21 protein-coding genes are annotated in these 21,235 nt (G+C 61.1%); 18 read left to right on the top strand and 3 right to left on the bottom strand.

Annotation, left to right across the window (positions count from 1 at the left end; all coding sequences use genetic code 11):
- Nucleotides 1-22 precede the first annotated feature (22 nt).
- Genes trbL through AC0L3H_RS17415 form a run of 5 tightly spaced genes read left to right on the top strand, consistent with a single transcriptional unit; the run spans nt 23 to nt 4,605 of the window.
- Nucleotides 23-1,345, top strand: a complete 1,323-nt coding sequence (gene trbL / locus AC0L3H_RS17435) for a P-type conjugative transfer protein TrbL (protein WP_473586299.1) — start codon at nt 23-25, stop codon at nt 1,343-1,345.
- Nucleotides 1,346-2,077, top strand: coding sequence for a conjugal transfer protein TrbF (trbF, locus tag AC0L3H_RS17430; protein WP_008871927.1), 732 nt, complete (start codon nt 1,346-1,348; stop codon nt 2,075-2,077).
- A complete protein-coding gene (gene trbG / locus AC0L3H_RS17425) occupies nt 2,067-3,092 on the top strand; it encodes a P-type conjugative transfer protein TrbG (protein ID WP_065010496.1) in 1,026 nt (341 codons plus the stop codon). The genes trbF and trbG overlap by 11 nt, the downstream gene beginning before the upstream one ends.
- A gap of 13 nt (nt 3,093-3,105) precedes the next feature.
- Nucleotides 3,106-4,320 (top strand): TraB/TrbI/VirB10 family type IV secretion system protein, encoded by a 1,215-nt coding sequence (locus tag AC0L3H_RS17420; protein WP_473491884.1) that lies wholly within the window; start codon nt 3,106-3,108, stop codon nt 4,318-4,320.
- 12 nt (nt 4,321-4,332) lie between these two features.
- A complete protein-coding gene (locus AC0L3H_RS17415; RefSeq protein WP_473491883.1) occupies nt 4,333-4,605 on the top strand; it encodes a DUF2274 domain-containing protein in 273 nt (90 codons plus the stop codon).
- 151 nt (nt 4,606-4,756) lie between these two features.
- On the opposite strand, the gene hemN is transcribed toward AC0L3H_RS17415, so the two are convergent.
- Nucleotides 4,757-6,106, bottom strand: coding sequence for an oxygen-independent coproporphyrinogen III oxidase (gene hemN, locus AC0L3H_RS17410; RefSeq protein WP_473586348.1), 1,350 nt, complete (start codon nt 6,104-6,106; stop codon nt 4,757-4,759).
- Between the two features lie 154 nt (nt 6,107-6,260).
- Here hemN and AC0L3H_RS17405 point away from each other — a divergent pair, with 154 nt between their 5' ends.
- The 13 genes from AC0L3H_RS17405 (at nt 6,261) to ubiM (ending at nt 19,483) form a co-directional block, all read left to right on the top strand.
- On the top strand, nt 6,261-7,010 hold the full coding sequence (locus AC0L3H_RS17405; RefSeq protein WP_473491881.1) for a Crp/Fnr family transcriptional regulator: 750 nt from the start codon (nt 6,261-6,263) through the stop codon (nt 7,008-7,010).
- Nucleotides 7,011-7,617: 607 nt separating this feature from the next.
- Nucleotides 7,618-9,249, top strand: a complete 1,632-nt coding sequence (gene ccoN / locus AC0L3H_RS17400) for a cytochrome-c oxidase, cbb3-type subunit I (protein WP_473491880.1) — start codon at nt 7,618-7,620, stop codon at nt 9,247-9,249.
- Nucleotides 9,240-9,971: a cytochrome-c oxidase, cbb3-type subunit II gene (ccoO, locus tag AC0L3H_RS17395; protein WP_473491879.1), complete on the top strand. Its 732-nt coding sequence runs from the start codon at nt 9,240-9,242 to the stop codon at nt 9,969-9,971. Before ccoN ends, ccoO begins: the two co-directional genes overlap by 10 nt.
- A gap of 11 nt (nt 9,972-9,982) precedes the next feature.
- Nucleotides 9,983-10,132: a cbb3-type cytochrome c oxidase subunit 3 gene (locus AC0L3H_RS17390; protein ID WP_473491877.1), complete on the top strand. Its 150-nt coding sequence runs from the start codon at nt 9,983-9,985 to the stop codon at nt 10,130-10,132.
- Nucleotides 10,133-10,134: 2 nt separating this feature from the next.
- Nucleotides 10,135-10,998, top strand: coding sequence for a cytochrome-c oxidase, cbb3-type subunit III (gene ccoP, locus AC0L3H_RS17385; protein ID WP_473491875.1), 864 nt, complete (start codon nt 10,135-10,137; stop codon nt 10,996-10,998).
- A gap of 155 nt (nt 10,999-11,153) precedes the next feature.
- On the top strand, nt 11,154-12,713 hold the full coding sequence (gene ccoG / locus AC0L3H_RS17380) for a cytochrome c oxidase accessory protein CcoG (RefSeq protein ID WP_473491873.1): 1,560 nt from the start codon (nt 11,154-11,156) through the stop codon (nt 12,711-12,713).
- Entirely contained in the window at nt 12,710-13,207 is a 498-nt protein-coding gene (locus AC0L3H_RS17375; protein ID WP_473491871.1) for a FixH family protein, read from the top strand. Before ccoG ends, AC0L3H_RS17375 begins: the two co-directional genes overlap by 4 nt.
- Nucleotides 13,204-15,447 (top strand): cation-translocating P-type ATPase, encoded by a 2,244-nt coding sequence (locus AC0L3H_RS17370; RefSeq protein WP_473586298.1) that lies wholly within the window; start codon nt 13,204-13,206, stop codon nt 15,445-15,447. The genes AC0L3H_RS17375 and AC0L3H_RS17370 overlap by 4 nt, the downstream gene beginning before the upstream one ends.
- A 36-nt stretch (nt 15,448-15,483) precedes the next feature.
- Entirely contained in the window at nt 15,484-15,639 is a 156-nt protein-coding gene (ccoS, locus tag AC0L3H_RS17365) for a cbb3-type cytochrome oxidase assembly protein CcoS (RefSeq protein WP_008871940.1), read from the top strand.
- A 215-nt stretch (nt 15,640-15,854) separates the two neighbouring features.
- Nucleotides 15,855-15,977 carry a hypothetical protein gene (locus AC0L3H_RS17360; RefSeq protein WP_280174574.1) on the top strand — a complete coding sequence of 41 codons (123 nt, stop codon included), beginning with the start codon at nt 15,855-15,857 and terminating at the stop codon, nt 15,975-15,977.
- On the top strand, nt 15,974-17,875 hold the full coding sequence (locus AC0L3H_RS17355; RefSeq protein WP_473586297.1) for a glycoside hydrolase family 127 protein: 1,902 nt from the start codon (nt 15,974-15,976) through the stop codon (nt 17,873-17,875). Before AC0L3H_RS17360 ends, AC0L3H_RS17355 begins: the two co-directional genes overlap by 4 nt.
- A 34-nt stretch (nt 17,876-17,909) precedes the next feature.
- Nucleotides 17,910-18,302 carry a globin domain-containing protein gene (locus AC0L3H_RS17350; RefSeq protein ID WP_473491866.1) on the top strand — a complete coding sequence of 131 codons (393 nt, stop codon included), beginning with the start codon at nt 17,910-17,912 and terminating at the stop codon, nt 18,300-18,302.
- Nucleotides 18,302-19,483, top strand: coding sequence for a 5-demethoxyubiquinol-8 5-hydroxylase UbiM (ubiM, locus tag AC0L3H_RS17345; protein WP_473586296.1), 1,182 nt, complete (start codon nt 18,302-18,304; stop codon nt 19,481-19,483). Before AC0L3H_RS17350 ends, ubiM begins: the two co-directional genes overlap by 1 nt.
- A gap of 367 nt (nt 19,484-19,850) precedes the next feature.
- Here the strand turns inward: ubiM and AC0L3H_RS17340 are convergent, their stop codons facing one another.
- On the bottom strand, nt 19,851-20,627 hold the full coding sequence (locus AC0L3H_RS17340) for a sulfite exporter TauE/SafE family protein (RefSeq protein ID WP_473491863.1): 777 nt from the start codon (nt 20,625-20,627) through the stop codon (nt 19,851-19,853).
- A 122-nt stretch (nt 20,628-20,749) separates the two neighbouring features.
- Nucleotides 20,750-21,235, bottom strand: a 486-nt coding sequence (locus tag AC0L3H_RS17335) for a TCP-1/cpn60 chaperonin family protein (RefSeq protein WP_473586295.1), incomplete at its 5' end; no start/stop codon positions are given.

Raw genomic sequence — 21,235 nt, 5'->3', positions numbered from 1 at the left:
CTCTGACGAGGAAGGCGGCGGCATGAACGACCTTGGCGTCATCGATCGCTTCATGGAGACCTTCATCCGCTACATTGACAGCGGGTTCGGTCTGCTTTCGGGCGACGTCGCCTTCCTCACCACCATCCTGATCGGCATCGACATCACGCTGGCCGGGCTGGCCTGGGCGATCGGCGACGAGCCCAACATTCTCGGCCGGCTTACCCGCAAGGTGCTCTATGTCGGCGTCTTCGCCTTCATCTTGAATAATTTTAAGAATCTCGCCGACATCATCTATCGCTCCTTCGCCGGCCTCGGCATCAACGCGTCCTCCGGCAATCTCTCCCCAGACAATCTCCTGCGCCCGGGCCGCATCGCCGCGACCGGTTTCGAAGGCGCTTGGCCGCTGCTTGATCAGGCAAGTCAGCTGCTCGGCTTTCCAGAAATCTTCGGCAACGCGCTCACCATCTTCGTGCTGCTCATGGCCTGGTTCCTGGTCATCATCGCCTTCTTCATCCTTTCCATTCAGCTGTTCATCACAATCCTTGAGTTCAAGCTCACCACGCTTGCCGGCTTTGTTCTGGTTCCCTTCGCACTCTGGAATCGATCGGCGTTTCTGGCCGAGCGCGTGCTCGGCAATGTCATCTCTTCAGGCATCAAGGTGATGGTACTTGCCGTCATCGTCGGCATCGGCTCCACACTCTTCGGCGAGTTTGCTTCCGCGCTGCAAGGCAAGGAGCCGGACCTGGCCGCCGCGATGTCACAGGTGCTGGGCGCGCTGGCGCTGCTTGGGCTCGGCATCTTTGGGCCCGGCATCGCGTCGGGTCTAGTGTCCGGCGCGCCGCAGCTTGGCGCGGGCGCCGCACTTGGCACGACTGCGGCGGCTGCTGGTGCATCGCTCGTTGCCGGAGGCACGGCATTTGCTGGCGCGCGCATGGCAGCCGGCGGCAGTCTCGCCGCAATTCGGGCCGGCACAACGATGGGATCGGCTGCTTTAACGGCCTGGCAGATCGGGCGAGCAACCTCGCCCCACACCGGCCTGTCCGGTGTGGCTGCTGGATTGCAGGGCGTGACCAGTGCCGCCGGCGGCGCCGCAATGCGAGCAGCAAGAGCTGCCGCGGGAACGTTCGGGCGCAGCGCCGATGCCGGCCGGGAAGCGGCATGGACCGCGACCGGTGGTGCGCCCACCGCGTCCATGACTGGAAACCCAACCGCTGCAGATCCTAATGCCGCTCCGACGTGGGCAAGGCGCTTGCGTTCCGAACAGACCGCCCGTGCCCACCGCCACGCCGCCATGCAGGCTGTCCGTGAAGGCGACAGCCCGGGAGGCAGCGCCAATCCCTCTCTCAACGACAAGGACGACTAGATGCTGTTCAAGCGACCCGTTCAACGTTACGGCAAGACACCCGAACCGGTCACGCCGTATCAAAAGGCCGCCCAGCTATGGGACGAGCGCATCGGCTCATCTCGAGTACAGGCTAGGAACTGGCGGCTCATGGCCCTCGGCTGTCTGGCCTTGGCGACCGGGCTCTCTGGCGGACTCGTATGGCAGTCGATGCAGAGCCGTGTTGTGCCTTACGTCGTCGAGGTCGACCGCTTCGGCGAGGCACGCGCCGTCGCGCCGGCTATCCAAGACTACGAGCCCTCCGACGCCGAGATAGCCTGGCACCTCGGCCGCTTCATCCAGAATGTCCGTTCCGTCTCCACTGATCCGGTGCTGGTGCGGCAGAACTGGCTGGCGGCTTACGACCTTGCCACCGACCGTGCGGCACTCTTCCTCAATGAGTACGCCAAGGCGAACGATCCCTTCGGTCAGATCGGAACGCGCAGCGTGTCCGTCCAGGTGACCAGTGTGGTCAGGGCTTCCGACAGCTCGTTCCAGGTCAAATGGACTGAGCAGGTCTTTGAGCGCGGCAGCCTTGCCAGCACCACGCGCTGGACCGCGATCCTCACCATCGTGATCCGCCCGCCAAGCAATACGGATCAGCTGCGCAACAATCCGCTCGGTGTATTCATCAACGCCATCGACTGGTCGCGCGAGCTAGACAGTGCCGCACCGACATCCGTTTCCCCGAAGGAGCCCGCCGATGACAAATAGAGCCCAATCGTTCCGTGCCGCACTGATCCTATCCGCATCGGCAGCAGTTCTCTCGGCCTGCGCATCGAAGCCGGTGCCGCCTGAAATCTCGTATGATGCTGCCGACTTCAAAGCAGCGGCAATCGAGAAGGCGCCAGAGACACCGGTCAAGATAGTCGAGGTGCCAAGGCCGTTGCCGCTCCCCGGCCAGTTGCAGCCAGAACCGGGCAAAATCGCCTACGACAAGCGCCCTCCTGAAGAACGCGTCGCCGACGCCAACAAGGCGGCGACGCAGCAACCCACCCGGTACGGCTACGTCAATGCGGTGCAGGTCTATCCCTTCACCGATGGCGCGCTTTATCAGCTCTATGCCGCGCCGGAGCGCGTCACCGATATCGCCCTACAGCCGGGCGAGAAACTGACAGCCGTGTCGGCCGGCGACACGGTGCGCTGGGTCATCGGCGATACCGTCAGCGGCACCGGTGACGACCAGCGCACCCATGTGCTGGTAAAACCCTTCGCGCCGGGGCTTAGCACCAATCTGGTGATCACCACGGAACGACGCACCTACCACTTGCAGCTTCAAAGCACCGATAAGACCGCTATGGCGGCGATCTCCTGGACGTACAGCGAGGACCAAATCGTCGCGCTCCGCCAGCGTAACGCTCAGGCCGAGGCTACCATGCCGGTGGCGTCGAACGTGGCGCTCGAAAACATTCGCTTTCGCTACTCGATTAGGGGCGACACACCGCCCTGGAGACCGACGCGAGCCTTCGATGATGGCAGCAAGGTCTACATAGAGTTCCCGCGCCGCATAGACCAGGGAGAGGCCCCGCCACTCTTCATCGTCGGCTCTGACGGGGACAACCAGCTCGTCAACTACCGCATGCGCGGCAACTACTACATTGTCGATCGGCTCTTCGCCGCGGCCGAACTACGCCTCGGCACCAAGCAGCAGCAAGTGGTGCGCATCACAAGGACGGACGGCCGGCAACCGCCGCGTCGCGTATCTCTCTTTGCGCGCTCCAGCAGGTGAGGAGAGGGGCCTTATGACTGACACTTCCCCATCCAATGCTCCGCCAAAACTCGATCCCGAGCAGCTGCAGTTACGGGCCTCGCCCCGCCGGGCCGTGCGGTTCAGGCGCGGCGTGATCATCGCCATCGCTGCCGTCGGGTCCGGTACCATCCTGGGCGTCACGATGATGGCGCTGCAGGGACCGGCGCTTCGCTTCAAAGAACAGGCGGAAGATCTCTACAACACTGACCGCAAGCCAACCCCTGAAGGACTTGAAACACTTCCCAAGGACTATTCCGGAGTGAAGCCGAACCATCCTGTGCTTGGACCACCACTGCCGGGCGACCTCGGTCGCCCCATCCTTGAGCGGCGGCGCCAGCTCGGCATCGCGCCAGGGCAGGACAACTCCGCCGAGGAGCAGCGTGTTGCCCAGCAAGCGATTGAGGCGCGCGAATCACAAGTCTTCTTCCGCATTGAAAATCAACCCAAGGAGGCGGGCATCGGCGGTAATGCGAAAAGTGCCCAGCAGCCGTTCGGGGCGCCTCCGCAATCTGATGCCGCTCGGCCGTCAGATTCCGTTGCCCCGGCTGAGGGCGATCAGAACAATCAACAACGAAAGCTCGATTTTGTCAGCCAGCGCAACACCAGCGGGATCTACAACCCGCATGCATTGCAGACGCCAGCTTCGCCAAATCAGCTCATGGCCGGCAGCGTGATCGCCGCAAGTCTCATCACCGGCATAAATTCCGACTTGCCCGGGTTTGTCGTCGCGCAGGTCACCGAGAACGTGCACGACACGCTCACCGGCAGCATCCTGCTTATCCCGCAAGGCTCGCGGCTGATCGGGACCTATGACAGCGTCGTCGCTTTTGGGCAAAAACGGGCGCTTCTGGTTTGGCGGCGAATAATACTGCCAGACGGTTCTTCGATCGAAATCGACAATCTGCCGGCGACAGACACTGCCGGCTATGCCGGGCTCGAGGACAAGGTCGATTTCCACACCTGGCAGCTGATCAAGGGAGTCGCGCTGGCCACATTGCTGGGCGTCGGCACCGAGTTAAGTTTTGGAGAAAACGAAAGCGATCTGGTCAAAGCGATCCGGGAATCCACTCAGCAGAACGTCAGTCAAGCCGGCCAGCGCATCACCGAGAAGAACCTCAATGTTCAGCCCACCATCACCATCCGCCCAGGTTGGCCACTGCGCGTCATCGTGCACAAGGATCTGGTGCTACGGCCATACGCGAGTTGAGCGGGAGTGAATATGGCCAACTTGAAACTTGGAAAGCTTCCAGACCGAACACCTTCGAAGATTACCATCACCGTCAGCGCGGAGTTGGGCCAAGCACTCAAGGAGTATGCTGCCCTTTATCGTCAGACCTATGGCGAGTCTGAAACGGTGGCGGAACTCATCCCTTTCATGCTGGCGGGGTTTCTGGAAGGCGACCGAGCGTTTGCCAAGGCCAGAAAAGAAGGGTTGCCGACGTCCAGCAAGCCGGAGAAGTCGCGGCGTCTGGCAGGCTCAGATTCCGAGTAACCGAGGCATGAGTGAACCGCCCGCACACGAGCCTCGATGGGCTAACTCCGCTTGAATATGTAACCCGATCCGTCAAAGATCACACGTGAACAGGCTCACTCCCAAATGGAGGCAAACAGCGGAGCACGTCACCGCGACCGCACTCTTTGGCTCAAACTGCAACCGAGTGCCTGGCCCTTCCGCTTTGGAAATATTTGTCAAACCTGGCCGCGATGCTTCGGACGAATGGGCGACTTTCAGCCGGCACGACGAAACGGTCGCCATCCAGTTCAAGCAATCGAACGGGATCGTGGAGAGCCATCGTACTCGACTCGAGAAGGAGCTTCTGGCCGGCTTTGCCGAAGCGTTCCACCAGATCGACTGCCGAGAAGGCGAAATCACACATTAGCCTCTCGATGATCCAGCCGCGAACGCGGTCGTCGTCGGAAAGCGCGATACCGCGGACAACCGCCAGCCCGCCATGCGCGACTATACTTCCGTACTCGGCGGTTGAAATATTGTTCTGCACGTAGCCCTGGCGAAAACGGCCGATGGACGAAGGGCCAAGCCCGATCAGTGTCTCGCAGCGATCCTCCGTGTAGCCCTGAAAATTGCGATGCAAAGCCCCTGCGCGGGCCGCTATCGCCAAGGCATCGCCTGGCTTGGCGAAATGATCGAGCCCTATTGCTTCAAACCCCTTGTCCACAATCGCTCGCGCAGCGAGTTGCGATTGCGCCAACCGCTCCGTGGGGCCAGGCAGCCACGCCTCTTTGATTATCGTCTGATGCTTCTTGAACCAGGGCACATGCGCGTAGCCGAACAGCGCCATCCTGTCCGGTTCCAGGGTCAGCGCCTGCGCTACGGTGGAACAGACGCTCTCCCTGCTCTGGTGCGGCAATCCGTAGAGCAGGTCCAGATTGACGGAACCGACGCCGCGGGAGCGAACTCCGTCGACGACAGCCTTCGTTTGCAAAAAGCTTTGCTCGCGGTTGATTGCCTTTTGCACTTTTGGCTCGAAATCCTGGACGCCGAGACTCGCCCTGGTCATGCCGATTTCGGCTAGCGCATCAAGGCGCGCCTCATCCATGTCGTTTGGATCGATCTCGACGCTGATTTTTGTATCCGGGACAAAATCGAAGCTGTCCCGCAAAATCGCGCCAAGCGCCACCATGTCCTCGGGCTTCAGCATGGTGGGCGAACCGCCGCCGAAGTGGACTGCGCGGACATGGCCCTTGCCGCTGACGAGACCCCCAACCGTCGCGATCTCCGAGTGTAGCGAGCGCAGATAGGCCGTCACCGGCTCATAGTGGCGCGTCTGCTTGGTATGACACGCACAGAACCAGCAGAGTCTGTCGCAATAGGGGATGTGCAGATAGAGCGAGATCTCGCCGCCACTTTTGAGCGCCTCCAGCCAGCCACAATAAACCGCCGGATTGACGCCCGCGTGGAAATGCGGTGCAGTCGGATAACTGGTATAGCGCGGGACGTTCTCGCCAACCTGGGCAGCTAATTCGGACTGCATGTCGTGGTCCACCATGTTTGCATCGCTGGAATTCTGGGCTTGTTGGCAAGCCAAAGCCCTGATTTCGGTCAGCAACTCGGACAAACTGCCGCAAGGATTTTTCTACCTCAGATTGCTACCCTGTCGGCGCTTGGGAGAGGGGTAGAGCAACGGCATGACATTACGGCAAGACATTCACAGTTCCGGCGTTCCCGTTCTTTGCCTCTCTTGCGAGGCAAGGCGTCGTGGTGTCTGCGGTGCGCTCGATCCAGACCGTTTGGTTGGGCTCGCCAAGACTTCGTCGCGGCACAAGATCGAGCCGGGAGTCGAACTGATCGGCGATGCCGAGGCCGTCGACAGCTATTCGAATGTGCTTTCAGGCGTGGTGAAGCTAACAAAGAGCCTTTCGGACGGGCGCCAGCAGATCGTAGCTCTCCGGTTTGCGCCGGATTTTCTGGGACGCCCCTTCAAGGTGGAAAGCGAGATCAGTGCGGAAGCGGCAACAGCTGTCACGCTGTGCTCGTTTCCGAAGGCAGCCGTGGAACGGATGATGAAGGAATCACCGGAACTCGAGCATCGCCTGCTCAGGCAGACGCTGGACGAACTCGACGCAGCACGCGAATGGATGGTGACGCTGGGGCGCAAGACGGCATCGGAAAAGGTGGCGAGTTTTCTCGTCATGATCGCCCGGAATATCGATTCCAGTGTTGACCCGGCCGCCAGGTCAGCGTCGTTCGATCTGCCGCTGACTCGTGCCGACATCTCCGATTTCCTTGGACTTACGAACGAGACCGTGAGCCGCCAGCTGACGCGATTGCGAGCTGACGGCGTGATCCGGATCGAGAACAAACGCCGCGTGATCGTGGACAGCATGAGCCGGCTGGAGCAGCGTTGCGGCAGCCGAATGGCGCGGCAGTTTAGATAGGCCCAAGCTGCGGGGTCTGCGTCGCCAACTCCGATTAGTGGCAGGGACACGCCCGTTCGAATGCAATGTGTCGCCAACCTTCGTGATGCCGCGGCAGCATGAACCCGACAGCTTCCGCGCTCGCTCTCGGATCACCTGACAATCGCCAGGAGTGTTTCGGACAGCTCGCCGGCGAAGCATTGATCCCCGAGGTGGCCGACGCGCAATCGGCTGGTGGAGGCAACATTGCCCCTCCTCGAACCTGTGAACGTCACGAAGCAACTCAACGATTGCGTTGGCCGTCCCGAGCCATTCGAAGCGAGCGAGGTTTAGCAAGCCACGACAGTACTTTTCAGCTCGTCGCAGAGCCCCAGCTTTACGAATGGGCACGCCTCATTGTGTCGCCCGTCTCCACGCCCGCCCCGGCTCCGAGCCCACCCCACTTGTCCATGAGCGGGCAAGCCCGCGCTGCGTTCCCTCTTCATTCGCCACCATCTGATTGCGCCGAACTCGATGCTGCCCGAAACAAAACGGGCGGCCCTGACATGGATCAGGGCGAGCAGGCGGCGGCTGCGCAATTGATGCACAGCGGATTTGGCGTCCGCCGGATTCGAGATCGGGATTTGCGATGAAATTCGGCACAGAGATCGTGCTTCTAAGCCTGTTTGCTTTTGCGGCCCTGGTGGCTGCCGGTTTCGGGGTAGATGAACCTTTCCGCCAGCATATGTGGGTGTTGTTCTTCGCCGTAGCTGGTTTCACCGCGATCCTGTTGCGCAATACGGAGTTCAAGCCTGCAGTTCCGATAGACCCCGCCGCTTTTATGGACGGTCCAATCCGTTACGGGGCCGTCGCGACGGTGTTTTGGGGCGTCGTAGGCATGCTGGTTGGTGTGGTCATCGCGCTGCAGCTTGCCTATCCCGATCTCAGCGTCGAGCCCTGGTTCAACTTTGGCCGCTTGCGGCCGTTGCATACATCCGGCGTGGTTTTTGCCTTCGGCGGCAATGCGCTGCTTTGCACGTCCCTTTATGTCGTACAGCGCACCTGCCGCGCCCGGCTGTTCGGCGGCAATCTCGCCTGGTTCGTGTTCTGGGGCTATCAGCTGTTCATCGTCATGGCTGCGACGGGCTACCTGCTCGGCATCACCGAAAGCCGCGAATACGCCGAGCCCGAATGGTACGTGGATCTTTGGCTGACCATCGTCTGGGTCGCCTACCTCGTCCTGTTCCTCGGCACCATCCTGAAGCGCAAGGAACCGCACATCTACGTCGCCAACTGGTTCTACCTGTCCTTCATCGTGACCATCGCGATGCTGCATGTGATCAACAACCTGTCGATGCCAGTCTCGTTCGTGGGTTCAAAAAGCTATTCAGCCTTCTCCGGCGTCCAGGACGCCTTGACGCAGTGGTGGTACGGCCACAATGCCGTGGGCTTCTTTCTCACCGCCGGCTTCCTTGGCATGATGTACTATTTCGTGCCGAAGCAGGCGAACCGGCCAGTCTATTCCTACCGGCTGTCGATCATCCACTTCTGGGCTTTGATCTTTCTCTACATCTGGGCCGGCCCGCACCACCTCCACTACACCGCCCTGCCGGACTGGGCCCAGACGCTCGGCATGGCGTTCTCGATCATGCTTTGGATGCCCTCCTGGGGCGGCATGATCAACGGCCTGATGACGCTGTCCGGCGCCTGGGACAAGCTGCGGACGGACCCGATCATCCGCATGATGGTCATGGCCATAGCCTTCTATGGCATGTCGACCTTCGAAGGCCCGATGATGTCAATCAGGGCCGTCAATTCGCTGTCGCACTACACCGACTGGACCATCGGTCACGTCCATTCGGGCGCACTCGGTTGGGTCGGCATGATCTCGTTCGGCGCGGTCTATTTCATGGTGCCGAAGTTGTGGAACCGCGAGCGGCTCTATTCGCTGCGACTAGTGAACTGGCACTTCTGGTTGGCAACGCTGGGGATCGTCGTCTACGCCGCGGTGATGTGGGTCTCCGGCGTCATGCAGGGCCTGATGTGGCGCGAATACGACGAGCAGGGCTTTCTGGTTTTCTCGTTCGCCGAAACTGTCGCCGCCATGCATCCGTTCTACATCATGCGTGCCATCGGCGGCGCGATGTACCTGTCCGGCGCCCTTATCATGGCATGGAACGTCGCCATGACAATCCTCGGTTACCAGCGCGAGGAGAAACCGATGCCGCGTCCCACCGCCGCCGTCCGACCTGCGCGATCAGGAGCCAGCAAATGGGCTTGATGGACAAACATGCCGCCATCGAGAAGAACGCCACGCTGCTTCTCGTCGGCTCCCTTCTGGTGGTGACGATCGGCGGCATCGTCGAGATCGCGCCGCTCTTCTATCTCGACAATACGATCGAGAAGGTCGAAGGCATGCGGCCCTATTCGCCGCTCGAACTCGCCGGCCGCAACATCTATGTGCGCGAGGGCTGCTACCTCTGCCATAGTCAGATGATCAGGCCGTTCCGCGACGAGGTCGAGCGCTATGGGCATTACAGCCTGGCGGCCGAGTCGATGTACGACCACCCGTTCCAGTGGGGATCGAAGCGCACAGGACCGGATCTCGCGCGGGTGGGCGACCGTTATTCGAATGGATGGCACGTCCAGCATCTTACCGACCCGCGCTCCGTGGTGCCGGAATCGATTATGCCGAGCTACGCGTTCCTGAGGGAGACGCGGATCGAGGTGAAGGACTTCTCGACGCACCTGATCGCGAACAGCCGTGTGGGCGTGCCCTACTCCGACGACATGATCGCGAGCGCGAATGCCGATCTCATGGCGCAGGCCGATCCCAACGTCGACACGTCCGGTCTTGAAGCGCGGTATCCGAAGGCCAAGCTCGGTGACTTCGATGGCAATCCGCAACAGGTCACCGAGATGGACGCGCTGGTCGCTTACCTCCAGATGCTTGGCACTCTGGTCGATTTCAAAAACTACGACGAAGCCGCCGGTTACCGCTGAGGAAAATGGTGATGACCTACAACTTCATGCGGGCGTTTGCCGACACTTGGGGCCTCCTCGTTATGGTGCTGTTCTTCGTCGGATGCATCACCTTTGCGCTCCGTCCCGGCAGCAGGACCCGAGCCGACGAAGCTGGTCAAATCCCTCTCAAGGACGACTGATCATGAGCGGTGAGCACATTGACGAAGTCTCCGGCGTCTCGACCACCGGCCATGAATGGGACGGGATCAAGGAGTTCAACAATCCACTCCCGCGCTGGTGGGTGATCACCTTCTACGTCACCATCGTCTGGGCGATCGCCTACACTATCGCTTATCCAGCATGGCCTATGCTGAGCTCCGCCACCCGAGGCGTGCTCGCCTATTCCAGCCGCAACGATGTCAAGAATGAGCTGGCAGCGGCCGAGGTCGCCAAGGGCAAGTATGTTGCCGCCCTTCAGGCGAAGACCGTCTCCGAGATTGCTGCCGACGATGTGTTGCGCGGATTCGCTATCGCGGCCGGTGGCGCCGCGTTCAAGGTCAATTGCGTTCAGTGTCATGGCTCCGGCGCCCAGGGTTCGAAGGGCTTTCCCAACCTGAATGATGACGACTGGCTGTGGGGTGGCAAGGCCGAGCAGATCCAGCAGACAATCGCGCACGGCATCCGCTTTGCCTCCGACCCCGACACGCGCCTTTCGGAAATGCCGGCCTTTGGTGACATCATTACGCCCGAGCAGATTAGACAGGTCAGCGCTTATGTCTCGAGTCTCTCCGGCGCTGTTGGCGATCAAGCATTGGTCATACCCGGCGCCAATGTTTTCGCCGAGAATTGTGCCGCCTGTCATGGCGATAAGGCAAAGGGAAACACGGAGCTTGGCGCACCCGACCTGACCGACGCGATCTGGCTCTACGGGGCGGGCGAGACGGCTATTGCCGCGCAGGTTCGCGCGCCAAAGCAAGGCGTCATGCCGGCCTGGGTTGGGCGTCTCGGCGAGGTCAAGGTCAAGGAACTTGCGGTTTATGTCCATTCGCTTGGCGGCGGAGAATAGGAACGGAAGCCTATTCTCGGCCCTCCCCCTGCCAAGCGACGAGGCCCGGCGCGAGCCGGGCCTCGACACCATTCCGGCTTCGACCTGCATCAACACGGGGCGGACCGCCTACGGTGAGGCTGTTCGACGGGCGGCAGCGGGACTGGAGATGCTACGTGCGTGATAAAACGCAGACAGAACCGCCCGGAGCAGAAGCGATCGACTCCCCCAACACCCGTGAGCCGCTTTATGCCCCGCGCAAGAAGGTTTTCCCGAAGCGAATCTCGGGTAATTTCCGTCGCTTCAAATGGCTGGTGATGGCGATCACGCTGGCGATCTACTATCTGACGCCCTGGCTGCGCTGGGACCGAGGTCCGTTTGCACCGGACCAGGCCGTGCTGATCGATCTTACCAACCGCCGCTTCTATTTCTTCTTCATCGAGATTTGGCCGCAGGAATTCTACTATGTGGCCGGCCTTCTCGTTATGGCCGGCATCGGCCTTTTCCTGGTCACTTCCACGGTGGGCCGAGCGTGGTGTGGCTATGCGTGCCCGCAAACTGTATGGGTCGATCTGTTTCTAGCTGTAGAGCGTGCGATCGAGGGAGATCGCAATGCTCGCATAAAGCTCGACGCGGGATCCTGGACTGCGCGCAAGCTTGTGCTGCGTGTATCGAGACACGCCATCTGGCTGGCCATAGCGGCAACGACCGGCGGCGCCTGGATCTTCTATTTCGCCGATGCGCCATGTCTGATTGGCGAGCTCTTCGCTGGCACCGCTGCGCCACTCGCCTACATCACCATCGGCGTGCTGACGGCAACCACCTACACATTCGGTGGACTGATGCGCGAGCAGGTCTGCACCTACATGTGCCCGTGGCCGCGCATCCAGGCGGCCATGCTCGACGAGAATTCGCTCACTGTGACATACAATGACTGGCGCGGGGAACCCCGTTCGCGCCATGCCAAGAATGCTCTTGCCGCAGGGCAGCCGGTTGGAGACTGCGTTGATTGCAATGCATGTGTCGCGGTCTGTCCGATGGGGATCGACATCCGCGACGGCCAGCAGCTCGAATGCATCACCTGCGCGCTCTGCATCGACGCCTGTGACGGCGTAATGAACAAACTCGGCAAGGACCGTGGGCTAATCTCGTATGCGACGCTGTCCGATTACAACGCCAACATGGCGGCGGCGACCGCAGGGGGCGCTTGCTCGGTGAATCCGTCGCTGGTGCGGACAGACGGCAGCGCTTTCTCCGACAGGTTAGCCCATTTCCATGTCCGCAAGATCTTTCGACCGCGCACCTTCGTCTACATGAGTGCGTGGTCGGCGGTCGGTCTCGCCTTGCTCTACTCGCTGCTGACGCGCGATCGGCTCGAGGTCAACGTTCTGCACGACCGCAATCCGCAGTTCGTCACGCTATCCGATGGTTCGATCCGCAATGGTTACACCGTCAAGCTGCTCAATATGATCCCAGAGCCAAGAACGATTGTCGTCACCATGCAGGGCCTGGCGAATGCCGAGATGAGCGTCGTCGGGATCGACATGCCTGCGGATCGCTCCCTCTCCGTTCCGGTCGAACCGGACCGGCTGAAGACGTTGAAGGTTTTCGTCCGCCAGCCGGCGGAACAGATCAATGCCCAAGCGCAGACGTTCAAGTTCCGGGTCGAGGACAAGGCGAGCTTCGAGTCGGACGAATACACGGCCACGTTCAACGCACCGGAGATCGTTAGATGAGCGTCAATGCACGAAGGCCCCGCAAATTCACCGGCAGGCATATGTTGCGTATCATCCTTAGCTTTTTCGGCGTGATCGTTGGTGTGAACCTGACCATGGCAACACTCGCCAGCACGAGCTGGACCGGCCTTGTCGTCGAAAATACTTATGTCGCGAGCCAGCAGTTCAACCGGATAGCCGAGCAAGGGCGCGCGCAGGCCGCACTCGGCTGGACCGGCAAACTGACCATCGCACGGGGCGAGGTCCGCTACGGCCTCAGCGATGCCGCCGGCAAAGCGGTCCAGTTGCACGGCGTCAGGCTCCTGTTCCGTCATCCCGCCTACGAGGCCGAGGACAAAGCCGTCATGCTTTCGCTCGCCGCGAGCCAGGAATTTTCCGCCCAGCATACGCCAAGGGACGGCGTCTGGATTGTCCAAGTCGACGCCGATGCTGGTCTCGCAGAACCCTATCGCGACGTCCGTCGAATTATAATTTCCCATGGAGCGCTACAATGAGCTGTTGTGCACCGGGCGCCGAAACAGCGCTGGATCTGGAAAGCAGCATATCCGTCCTGCCATCAAACCAGGAGGTCAGGCTGGCGAGCCGCTCGCTTGGCGGCGATCTGCACCAAACCGATCTCTCGGTCCCGACGGTGCATTGCGCAGCCTGCATGCAGAGTATCGAGAGGGCGCTTGGAAAACTCGATCGCGTCGAGGGTGTACGTGTCAACCTGTCGACGAAACGGGTTGCGATCCGGTGGCGCGGAAATGAGGTTCCACCGTTTGTCGCCGCGCTTGGACGGCTGGGATACGAAGCGCATTTGTTCGCGCCCGAGACAGGGGAGAAGGACAAGACGCTATCGGAGCTGATCCGGGCCGTGGGGGTTGCCGGCTTTGCAGCGGGCAACATCATGCTGCTTTCAATGTCGGTCTGGTCCGGCGCTGAAGGTGCGACCCGCGACCTGTTCCACTGGGTCTCGGCACTGATCGCCATCCCCGCGCTCGCCTTCGCTGGTGGCATCTACTTCCGCTCAGCATGGAACGCATTGCGTCACGGCCGCATGAACATGGATGTGCCGATTGCGGTTGGTGTCTCGCTCGCCTATGCGATGAGCCTTTACGAAACCATCAACCATAGCGACCACGCTTACTTCGATGCATCGGTATCGCTGCTGTTCTTCCTGCTGATCGGCCGCACGCTTGATCACGTGATGCGCGAGCGTGCCCGGACCGCGGTGAACGGCCTGTCACGGCTGGCGGCGCGGGGCGCCATGGTGCTTCGCGAGGATGGTTCGCGCGATTACCTGCCGGTTGAGGAGATCAAACCCGGCTTGCAGCTGCTGATCACCGCCGGCGAAAGGATTCCCGTCGATGGCAAGGTTATTCGAGGCTCTTCCGATCTCGACTGTTCACTGGTTTCCGGTGAGAGCACACCCAGAACCGTGGCGTCAGGGGAAACCGTGCAGGCCGGCACGCTCAATCTCACAGGCCCGCTGACCATCGAGGCGACAGCCGCCGCAAAGGATTCCTTCCTGGCCGAAATGGTCCGGCTGATGGAAGCCGCCGAGGGCGGTCGCGCGCATTATCGCAGGATCGCCGACCGCGTTTCAGCGCTCTATGCTCCGGTGGTCCATCTGACCGCCTTGGTGACTTTCCTCGGCTGGATGGTGGCCACCGGCGACTGGCACCGGGCAATGACGATCGCCATCGCCGTCCTTATCATCACGTGTCCCTGTGCGCTCGGCCTCGCCGTGCCGATCGTGCAGGTGGTCGCCGCGCGCCGCCTGTTCGAAAATGGCGTGATGGTCAAGGACGGTTCGGCGATGGAGCGCCTGGCGGCGATCGATACGGCGGTGTTCGACAAGACCGGCACGCTTACGCTCGGTGAGCCCCGACTCGTCAACGCGTCTTCCATCGATCCGACTCTCCTGGCAGTCGCAGCCGATATGGCCGCGCACTCCCGTCACCCGCTTTCGAAGGCCATTGCCAGGTCTGCCGGTTTCGCCGGTCAGCCAAAGCTCAAGGCTGTCAGCGAACACCCCGGATTCGGCATCGAAGCCACCGCGAGGGGGAGCACCTGGCGACTGGGGCGGCGTGGTTGGGCTGCATGGAAGGCTCGAACCGGTGGCGAAAGCAGATACGGCGGAACGGTTCTGACCAAAGACGGGATCATCGTGGCGTCCTTTGTCTTCAGGGACGCGCTGCGTCCGGACGCGAGGGCGGCAATCGAGCAATTGAACAACGCCCGAGTTTCCGTGAAAATGCTGTCGGGCGATACCGGGACTGCATGCGGCGAGATCGCGACGACGTTGGGGATACATCACTTTGTTCCGGCGCTGCTTCCTTCGGGCAAGGTCAAGTATATTGAAAACCTGGCGAAGGACGGCCATAAGGTGCTCATGGTTGGCGACGGCCTCAACGACACCCCTGCGCTGGGCGCGGCACATGTCTCGATCGTTCCAGCCACGGCGGCCGATGTCGGCCGCAAAGCTGCGGATTTCGTTTTCCTGCACGAAAGCCTTTCGGCCGTCTCCCTTGCCCTCGACGTTTCGCGAAAGGCCGGACGACTGATCCGGCAAAACATCGCCATCGCGATTGTCTACAACGCCATTGCCGTCCCGATCGCCATTTTGGGGCAGGTAACACCATTGATTGCGGCAATCGCGATGTCGGCCTCATCACTGCTTGTCATTGGCAATGCGTCGAGGCTGCAAGGTTTTGTGCCAGACGTGCCAAGGAGAACTTGCTCCGCCTGATAGCCGCTCCCACACCGGCACATTGACGCAAACCTCATGACAATCCTGGTCTATCTCATACCGGTGGCTCTGTTGTTGGGCGGGCTTGGACTGTCTGGCTTCCTGTGGGCCTTGAGGAGTGGTCAATACGAGGATCTCGACGGAGCCGCCGAGCGTATCCTCATTGACCGGGACGAGAGGCCGGAACGCTGATTCCGACGCTCAAGGGCCTGCGTCGCCCATTCCGCCATGCAAGCTGATGCCACGAAGTACCTCGCACGGCCGGAGAACGCTGGCGATGTACCTGTTCCAAGTGCAACGGAGCGAATAGACCGGCGGCACGGGTTTGTCGTGTCTGGCTGACCCAGATCAGTGCTGTCTCCTCATCGCCCTGATTCAATGGAGGAGTCTTTTCAAGGGGAGAACGCATGTCTAGCCGGACGGAAGCTGAGCGGCATCAGGTGCTGGCCGTGTTCGCCGGGGGCGCCGGCATTGTCGAAGCCGTTAGCAGGCCGGCGCACGTCATTGCAGGAGCCGATGCGTTCGAATGAGCGAGTTCAAGCCAGTTCGGTTCGTTGATGTCGCGCTGGAGGGGCAATTCTGGCGCGAGCGGCTGGAGACGGTGCTGACACGGACCATCCCCAGCCAGCACGTCCAGCTTGGCAAGCAAGGTGTATTGCTGTCCCTCACACTGCCGAACCAGTCGCTGCCACTGAGCGTCCCAGGCAACGAGCACGATTTCGGGCAGGTGTTCTGGGACTCCGACGCCGGTAAGTGGATAGAAGCAGCATCCTACGCGCTGTCACACAGGCGTGATCCCGACATCGAGGCATGGATCGAAAACATTGTCGATGATCTCGAAAAGGCGCAGGCTCCCGACGGTTATCTGAACTGCTGGTACCTGCAGCGCGAGCCCGACAAGCGCTGGACCAACCTGCGCGACAATCACGAACTCTACAATCTTGGACATCTGCTCGAGGGCGGTATCGCCTACTTCCTCGCGACGGGCCGGCGCCGGCTCCTGGACATCCTTGAGCGGTATGTTGACCATGTGCGCAAGACATTCGGCCCGAACCCCGGCCAGAAGCGCGGCTATTGCGGCCATCAGGAAATCGAGCTGGCCCTCGTTAAGCTCTATCGCTTGACTGGAGACAGAATGCATCTCGACCTCGCGGCCTATTTCATGAATGAGCGCGGGCGTCAGCCGCACTACTTCGATCAGGAAGCGGTCGCGCGCGGGGAGAACCCCAGGGATTTCAGGGCGAAAAGATATGAGTACAACCAGTCGCACAGGCCGGTGCGCGAGCAAACTAAGGTGGTCGGACATGCGGTCCGAGCGATGTACATGCTTTCTGCCATGGCCGACCTCGCGGCGGAACTGAATGACGACAGCCTCAAGAAAGCATGCGAGGTGCTCTGGGCCGACGTCATCTCCTCGAAAATCTACATCACGTCCGGCTTGGGTCCGGCTGCCGCGAATGAAGGCTTTACTGAGGATCACGACCTGCCGAACGATACGGCGTATGCGGAGACCTGCGCCTCGGTAGGCCTGATCTTCTGGGCACATCGCATGCTGCATCTCGAACTCGACGGCCGATACGCCGACGTTCTGGAACAGGCGTTGTTCAACGGCGCGCTGACCGGCCTTTCGCGCGATGGCGAGCGCTATTTCTACTCCAATCCGCTCGAGAGCGATGGGCGACGCAGCAGATGGGCCTGGCACTCATGCCCATGCTGCACGATGAATTCGTCTCGCCTGATTGCTTCGATCGGAGGCTATTTCGTCTCGGCCAGTGAAAACGCAATCGCCTTCCATCTCTACGGCGGCGTTTCGACGAACATCCAACTCGCTACGGGCAATGTGTTCCTGCGGGAAACCAGCGCCTATCCATTTTTCGGCTCGATCAGGATCGAGGTCAGCCCTGACGCACCGGCCGAGTTCACTATCAACCTCCGCATTCCCGGTTGGGCTCATGAAGCCGAAGCTTCGGTCGGGGGATGTGCAGTCGACGTGACGGCATGCACCAGAAATGGCTATCTTGCGATCTCGCGGCTATGGAATGCCGGAGACATCATCGCCCTCGAGCTACCGATTTCTCCCAAGCGCATCTATGCTCATCCCTCGGTCAAGCAGGACATCGGCCGGGTGGCGCTCAAGCGCGGGCCGTTGGTTTATTGCGTTGAAGAGGTCGACAATCCCGGGGGGGCGGTGCAGCAGCTCAAACTGCCGCGAGACGCCAGGATCGAAACGGTGGAACGGGGCGATCTCTTCGATGGCGTGGTCACGCTGACCGCCTCCGCAGAGCGTATCGAAGACCAAGAGTGGGGAGACAGCCTGTACAGGAATGCGCCCCCGATCGTTTCGGGCTGCCGGCTAACCGCTCTGCCATATTATCTCTGGAACAATCGGGCGAAAGGCTCGATGCAAGTGTGGCTGCTGGAAAGCTGAATTCAGCGCCGTATGGGAGGCCACTTCTCAACCAATGAATGCCGACAAGATGCAGTCATCAGAAGCCTCAGATAATATTCTCATTCGTCCGGCGGGCGGTCCACCGGTCCGTGCTCTGGTTGACGAGTTCCACGACCTGATTGGAACCGACCCTGCATACAGGGGGATAAGGGCGCCGCGTCGGTCAAAAACTGCCGACGTGACAATCTCGCTTGCTAGCTGGGTATGTGCTTGGCTGCGCGGACGCGAGCGCTGGTCCGATCACCCGCGTACGAGTTTGAGGCGTTTTCCTGCTTCGTTGCTGATACATGCGGATTTTCCCGCCCTGCGCCTTGAGGCGATACGGCGGGCATTGGAACGCAGCGCACGACAGGAGGCTGAACTCAACCAGCGTCTCACGAGGATAGCCGCCGCGATGGCACGCTGATGGGCGGCGCTGATGACAGATTCGATATCGTTGTTGTCGGAGCCGGGCCGGTCGGCCTTTCCTTCGCCGCATCACTCGCTCAAAGCCAACTCAAGGTCGCAGTTGTCGAACAGAACTCAATCGATACTCTCGCCAATCCGCCTTTTGACGGTCGGGAAATCGCGCTGACCCACGCCTCGATCAGAATCCTTCGCGAGATCGGCGCCTGGGATGGCATCCCCGCTTCGGACAAATCACCGCTTCACGGCGCCCGCGTGCTCAACGGTTCGAGCCCTTTCGCTCTGCGTTTCGATCCTCCCAGCGGGTCTGGCGAACCCCTCGGAGTTTTGGTCCCAAATTGCCGAATTCGCGACGCGCTGTTCAAGACCATCCACTTGCAGAATCACGCGCGGCTGCTGTGCGGCCACTCGGTCGTAGATGCAACAACCAGCCAGACAGGAGCAGTCGTAACGCTGTCTGATGGCGTGCAGTTGAACGCTAGCCTTGTGGTTGCCGCCGATTCACGTCTGTCGGCCACTCGTGATCTGCTCGGCATAGGCGCCGATATCAATCGGCTTGGCTACTCCATGCTAATATGCCGGGTACGGCATGAGCGCGCCCACCACCAGGTGGCAATCGAATGGTTCGATCACCATCAGACGATAGCGATGTTGCCCTTGGCGGAGGGCGTGTCGTCGCTGCTGCTCACCCTGCGCTCAAACGAGGCCGATAGACTGCTTGCCTTCAGCGACCATTTGTTTCTGAGGGAATTGACGAACCGGTGTCGAGGGCGCCTTGGAAAAATGACCTTGGTAAGCAAGCGCCATGCCTATCCGCTGGTCACGACTTGGGCGCACAAATTCCGAGCTCCCAGCGCCGCACTCATCGGCGACGCTGCCATCGGCATGCACCCGGTAACTGCGCATGGTTTCAACATCGGTATCAGCAGCCAGAAGCAACTCGCCTACGGAATCCTAGCAGCATGTCGCGACGGTCGCGAGATTGCCGATCCCAACATGCTGCACGGATACGAAAGGTGGCTTCGCCTGTCAGCGGCGCCGCTCTTCCATGGCACGAACATTGTCGTCGGACTCTACTCAAGCGAGCACCCGGCGGCACGGCTTGCAAGACATGTGGGGCTTCGGTTTGCCCAACATGTTCCCTTTATGCGGCATGGCATTTCGGCCATGCTTAGGCGATGAAACCGTACCAGCAGCTTTGGACCTTGCGCGATGAAAGAGAGTCTCATTCGCCGGAGTAATCGCTGCCCCTGCACGCAGAGGCGGCAGCTTCCCGCGGCAGGCCATAAATGTCGCCCCGAAGAGGTATTGTCTCAGCGCTTTATTTGGTCGCCGCCGTCATCAGTCACTGCATCGAGCAGGGCCCGATGGGCCGGGCGAGGCGGGAATGGGAAACGCGTTGATCACTGGCGTGCCACACGCTGTTCGTGGCGCAGGTTAGGTTTTCCAGGGTGGCAAGTCGCCTCCAGTCCGTGATTCACTTCGGTTCCGCCGATCATGATGTCCGGAAGCAAAGCGAAGGCTTAGAAGGGTAGTCCGCTTGCTCAGGTCAGACGAATCCCAGTTGTTGGGCCGTCTGGAACAAAGCGAGCAGCATGATCAGGCAGCCGACGAGCCGCAAAAGCGTCCGCTCGGCAATCGCCTTGAGCACCCATCCGGCAAGCGGAGCGGCGACTATGCCGCCCACGATCAGCCCCAGCACCGAGCTTGCATGTGTCGACAGCGCCCCCGCTTCCTGCCAGTGCCCACTGACGAGCGCGACGATGAAGGTGACGGACACCGCTAGCGTGATCAGGAACTCGGCCGCATTGACAGTGCCGATCACGTAGCGGGGCGGCGCGCCGGCGCCGAGCAATCCGGTCACGACCATGGGGCCCCATCCGCCGCCACCTGCAGCGTCGAGGAAGCCGCCGACAGTGCCCAGCGGCGCCACAAGACGGGTAGGAACCGGATTGCTGGGGATCTTGCGGAACGACCGGAAGAACAGCCAGAGCCCGATCACAGCGAGATAGGTCGTGACGTAGGGCTTCACCATGTCGCCGTCGAACGAGGTCAGCACGAAGGCGCCGAGGCAGCCGCCGAGAATGCCGAAAGGAGCAAGCCGCCAGAACAGCTTCCAGTCGATATTGCGGTGGTAGTGGTGCGCCGTGCCGGAAGCGGCCGTGGTGAACACTTCCGCCGCGTGTACCGCGGCGGAAGCCTGCGCCGGCGGAACACCGAAGGAGAGCAGCACGGTGGAGGAGATCGCGCCATAGGCCATGCCTAACGCGCCGTCAACCGCCTGGGCGAGGAAGCCGACAATGGCGAACAGAATGAAGTCAGTCATTGGTGTCCGCCGTGAAAGTGCCGCCGTATGTAGCCTTGTGGATGTGGCATCCGGCTTGGCTCCGCGTCAGAGAAAAGGGCGGCATCGCTGCCGCCCATCGAGATTGTTGAGGTGCGTGGACCTTAAAAATCCATACCGCCCATACCGCCCATGCCACCCATGCCGCCGCCGGGCATGCCGGCAGGCATACCGCCGCCAGCCGACTCCTTCTTCGGAGCCTCCGCGATCATGGCTTCGGTGGTGACCAGCAGGCCGGCGACCGAGGCCGCATCCTGGAGAGCTGTGCGCACGACCTTGACCGGATCGACGATACCCATGGCGATCATGTCGCCATATTCGCCGGTCTGGGCATTGAAGCCGAAGGTCGGGCCCGTGTTCTCGAGGATCTTGCCGGCAACGATCGATGCTTCCGCACCGGCGTTGGCCGCGATCTGGCGAGCCGGAGCCTGCAGCGCGCGACGCACGATGGCGATGCCAGCGGTCTGGTCGGAGTTGGCGCCGCTGACGGTGATGGCCAGCGAAGCGCGCAGAAGTGCGACGCCGCCGCCGGGAACGATGCCTTCTTCGACGGCCGCGCGGGTCGCGTTGAGGGCGTCGTCGACTCGGTC

This window comes from Mesorhizobium sp. WSM4816 (assembly GCF_055811535.1).
The sequence above is the reverse complement of the archived record's forward strand: the minus strand, read 5'-3'. Positions and strand labels throughout refer to the sequence as shown.

Coding starts and splice junctions, on each gene's coding strand:
- trbL (WP_473586299.1), top strand. CDS start 23: ATGAACGACCTTGGCGTCATCGATCGCTTCATGGAGACCTTCATCCGC.
- trbF (WP_008871927.1), top strand. CDS start 1,346: ATGCTGTTCAAGCGACCCGTTCAACGTTACGGCAAGACACCCGAACCG.
- trbG (WP_065010496.1), top strand. CDS start 2,067: ATGACAAATAGAGCCCAATCGTTCCGTGCCGCACTGATCCTATCCGCA.
- AC0L3H_RS17420 (WP_473491884.1), top strand. CDS start 3,106: ATGACTGACACTTCCCCATCCAATGCTCCGCCAAAACTCGATCCCGAG.
- AC0L3H_RS17415 (WP_473491883.1), top strand. CDS start 4,333: ATGGCCAACTTGAAACTTGGAAAGCTTCCAGACCGAACACCTTCGAAG.
- hemN (WP_473586348.1), bottom strand. CDS start 6,106: ATGCAGTCCGAATTAGCTGCCCAGGTTGGCGAGAACGTCCCGCGCTAT.
- AC0L3H_RS17405 (WP_473491881.1), top strand. CDS start 6,261: ATGACATTACGGCAAGACATTCACAGTTCCGGCGTTCCCGTTCTTTGC.
- ccoN (WP_473491880.1), top strand. CDS start 7,618: ATGAAATTCGGCACAGAGATCGTGCTTCTAAGCCTGTTTGCTTTTGCG.
- ccoO (WP_473491879.1), top strand. CDS start 9,240: ATGGGCTTGATGGACAAACATGCCGCCATCGAGAAGAACGCCACGCTG.
- AC0L3H_RS17390 (WP_473491877.1), top strand. CDS start 9,983: ATGACCTACAACTTCATGCGGGCGTTTGCCGACACTTGGGGCCTCCTC.
- ccoP (WP_473491875.1), top strand. CDS start 10,135: ATGAGCGGTGAGCACATTGACGAAGTCTCCGGCGTCTCGACCACCGGC.
- AC0L3H_RS17375 (WP_473491871.1), top strand. CDS start 12,710: ATGAGCGTCAATGCACGAAGGCCCCGCAAATTCACCGGCAGGCATATG.
- AC0L3H_RS17370 (WP_473586298.1), top strand. CDS start 13,204: ATGAGCTGTTGTGCACCGGGCGCCGAAACAGCGCTGGATCTGGAAAGC.
- ccoS (WP_008871940.1), top strand. CDS start 15,484: ATGACAATCCTGGTCTATCTCATACCGGTGGCTCTGTTGTTGGGCGGG.
- AC0L3H_RS17360 (WP_280174574.1), top strand. CDS start 15,855: ATGTCTAGCCGGACGGAAGCTGAGCGGCATCAGGTGCTGGCCGTGTTC.
- AC0L3H_RS17355 (WP_473586297.1), top strand. CDS start 15,974: ATGAGCGAGTTCAAGCCAGTTCGGTTCGTTGATGTCGCGCTGGAGGGG.
- AC0L3H_RS17350 (WP_473491866.1), top strand. CDS start 17,910: ATGAATGCCGACAAGATGCAGTCATCAGAAGCCTCAGATAATATTCTC.
- ubiM (WP_473586296.1), top strand. CDS start 18,302: ATGGGCGGCGCTGATGACAGATTCGATATCGTTGTTGTCGGAGCCGGG.
- AC0L3H_RS17340 (WP_473491863.1), bottom strand. CDS start 20,627: ATGACTGACTTCATTCTGTTCGCCATTGTCGGCTTCCTCGCCCAGGCG.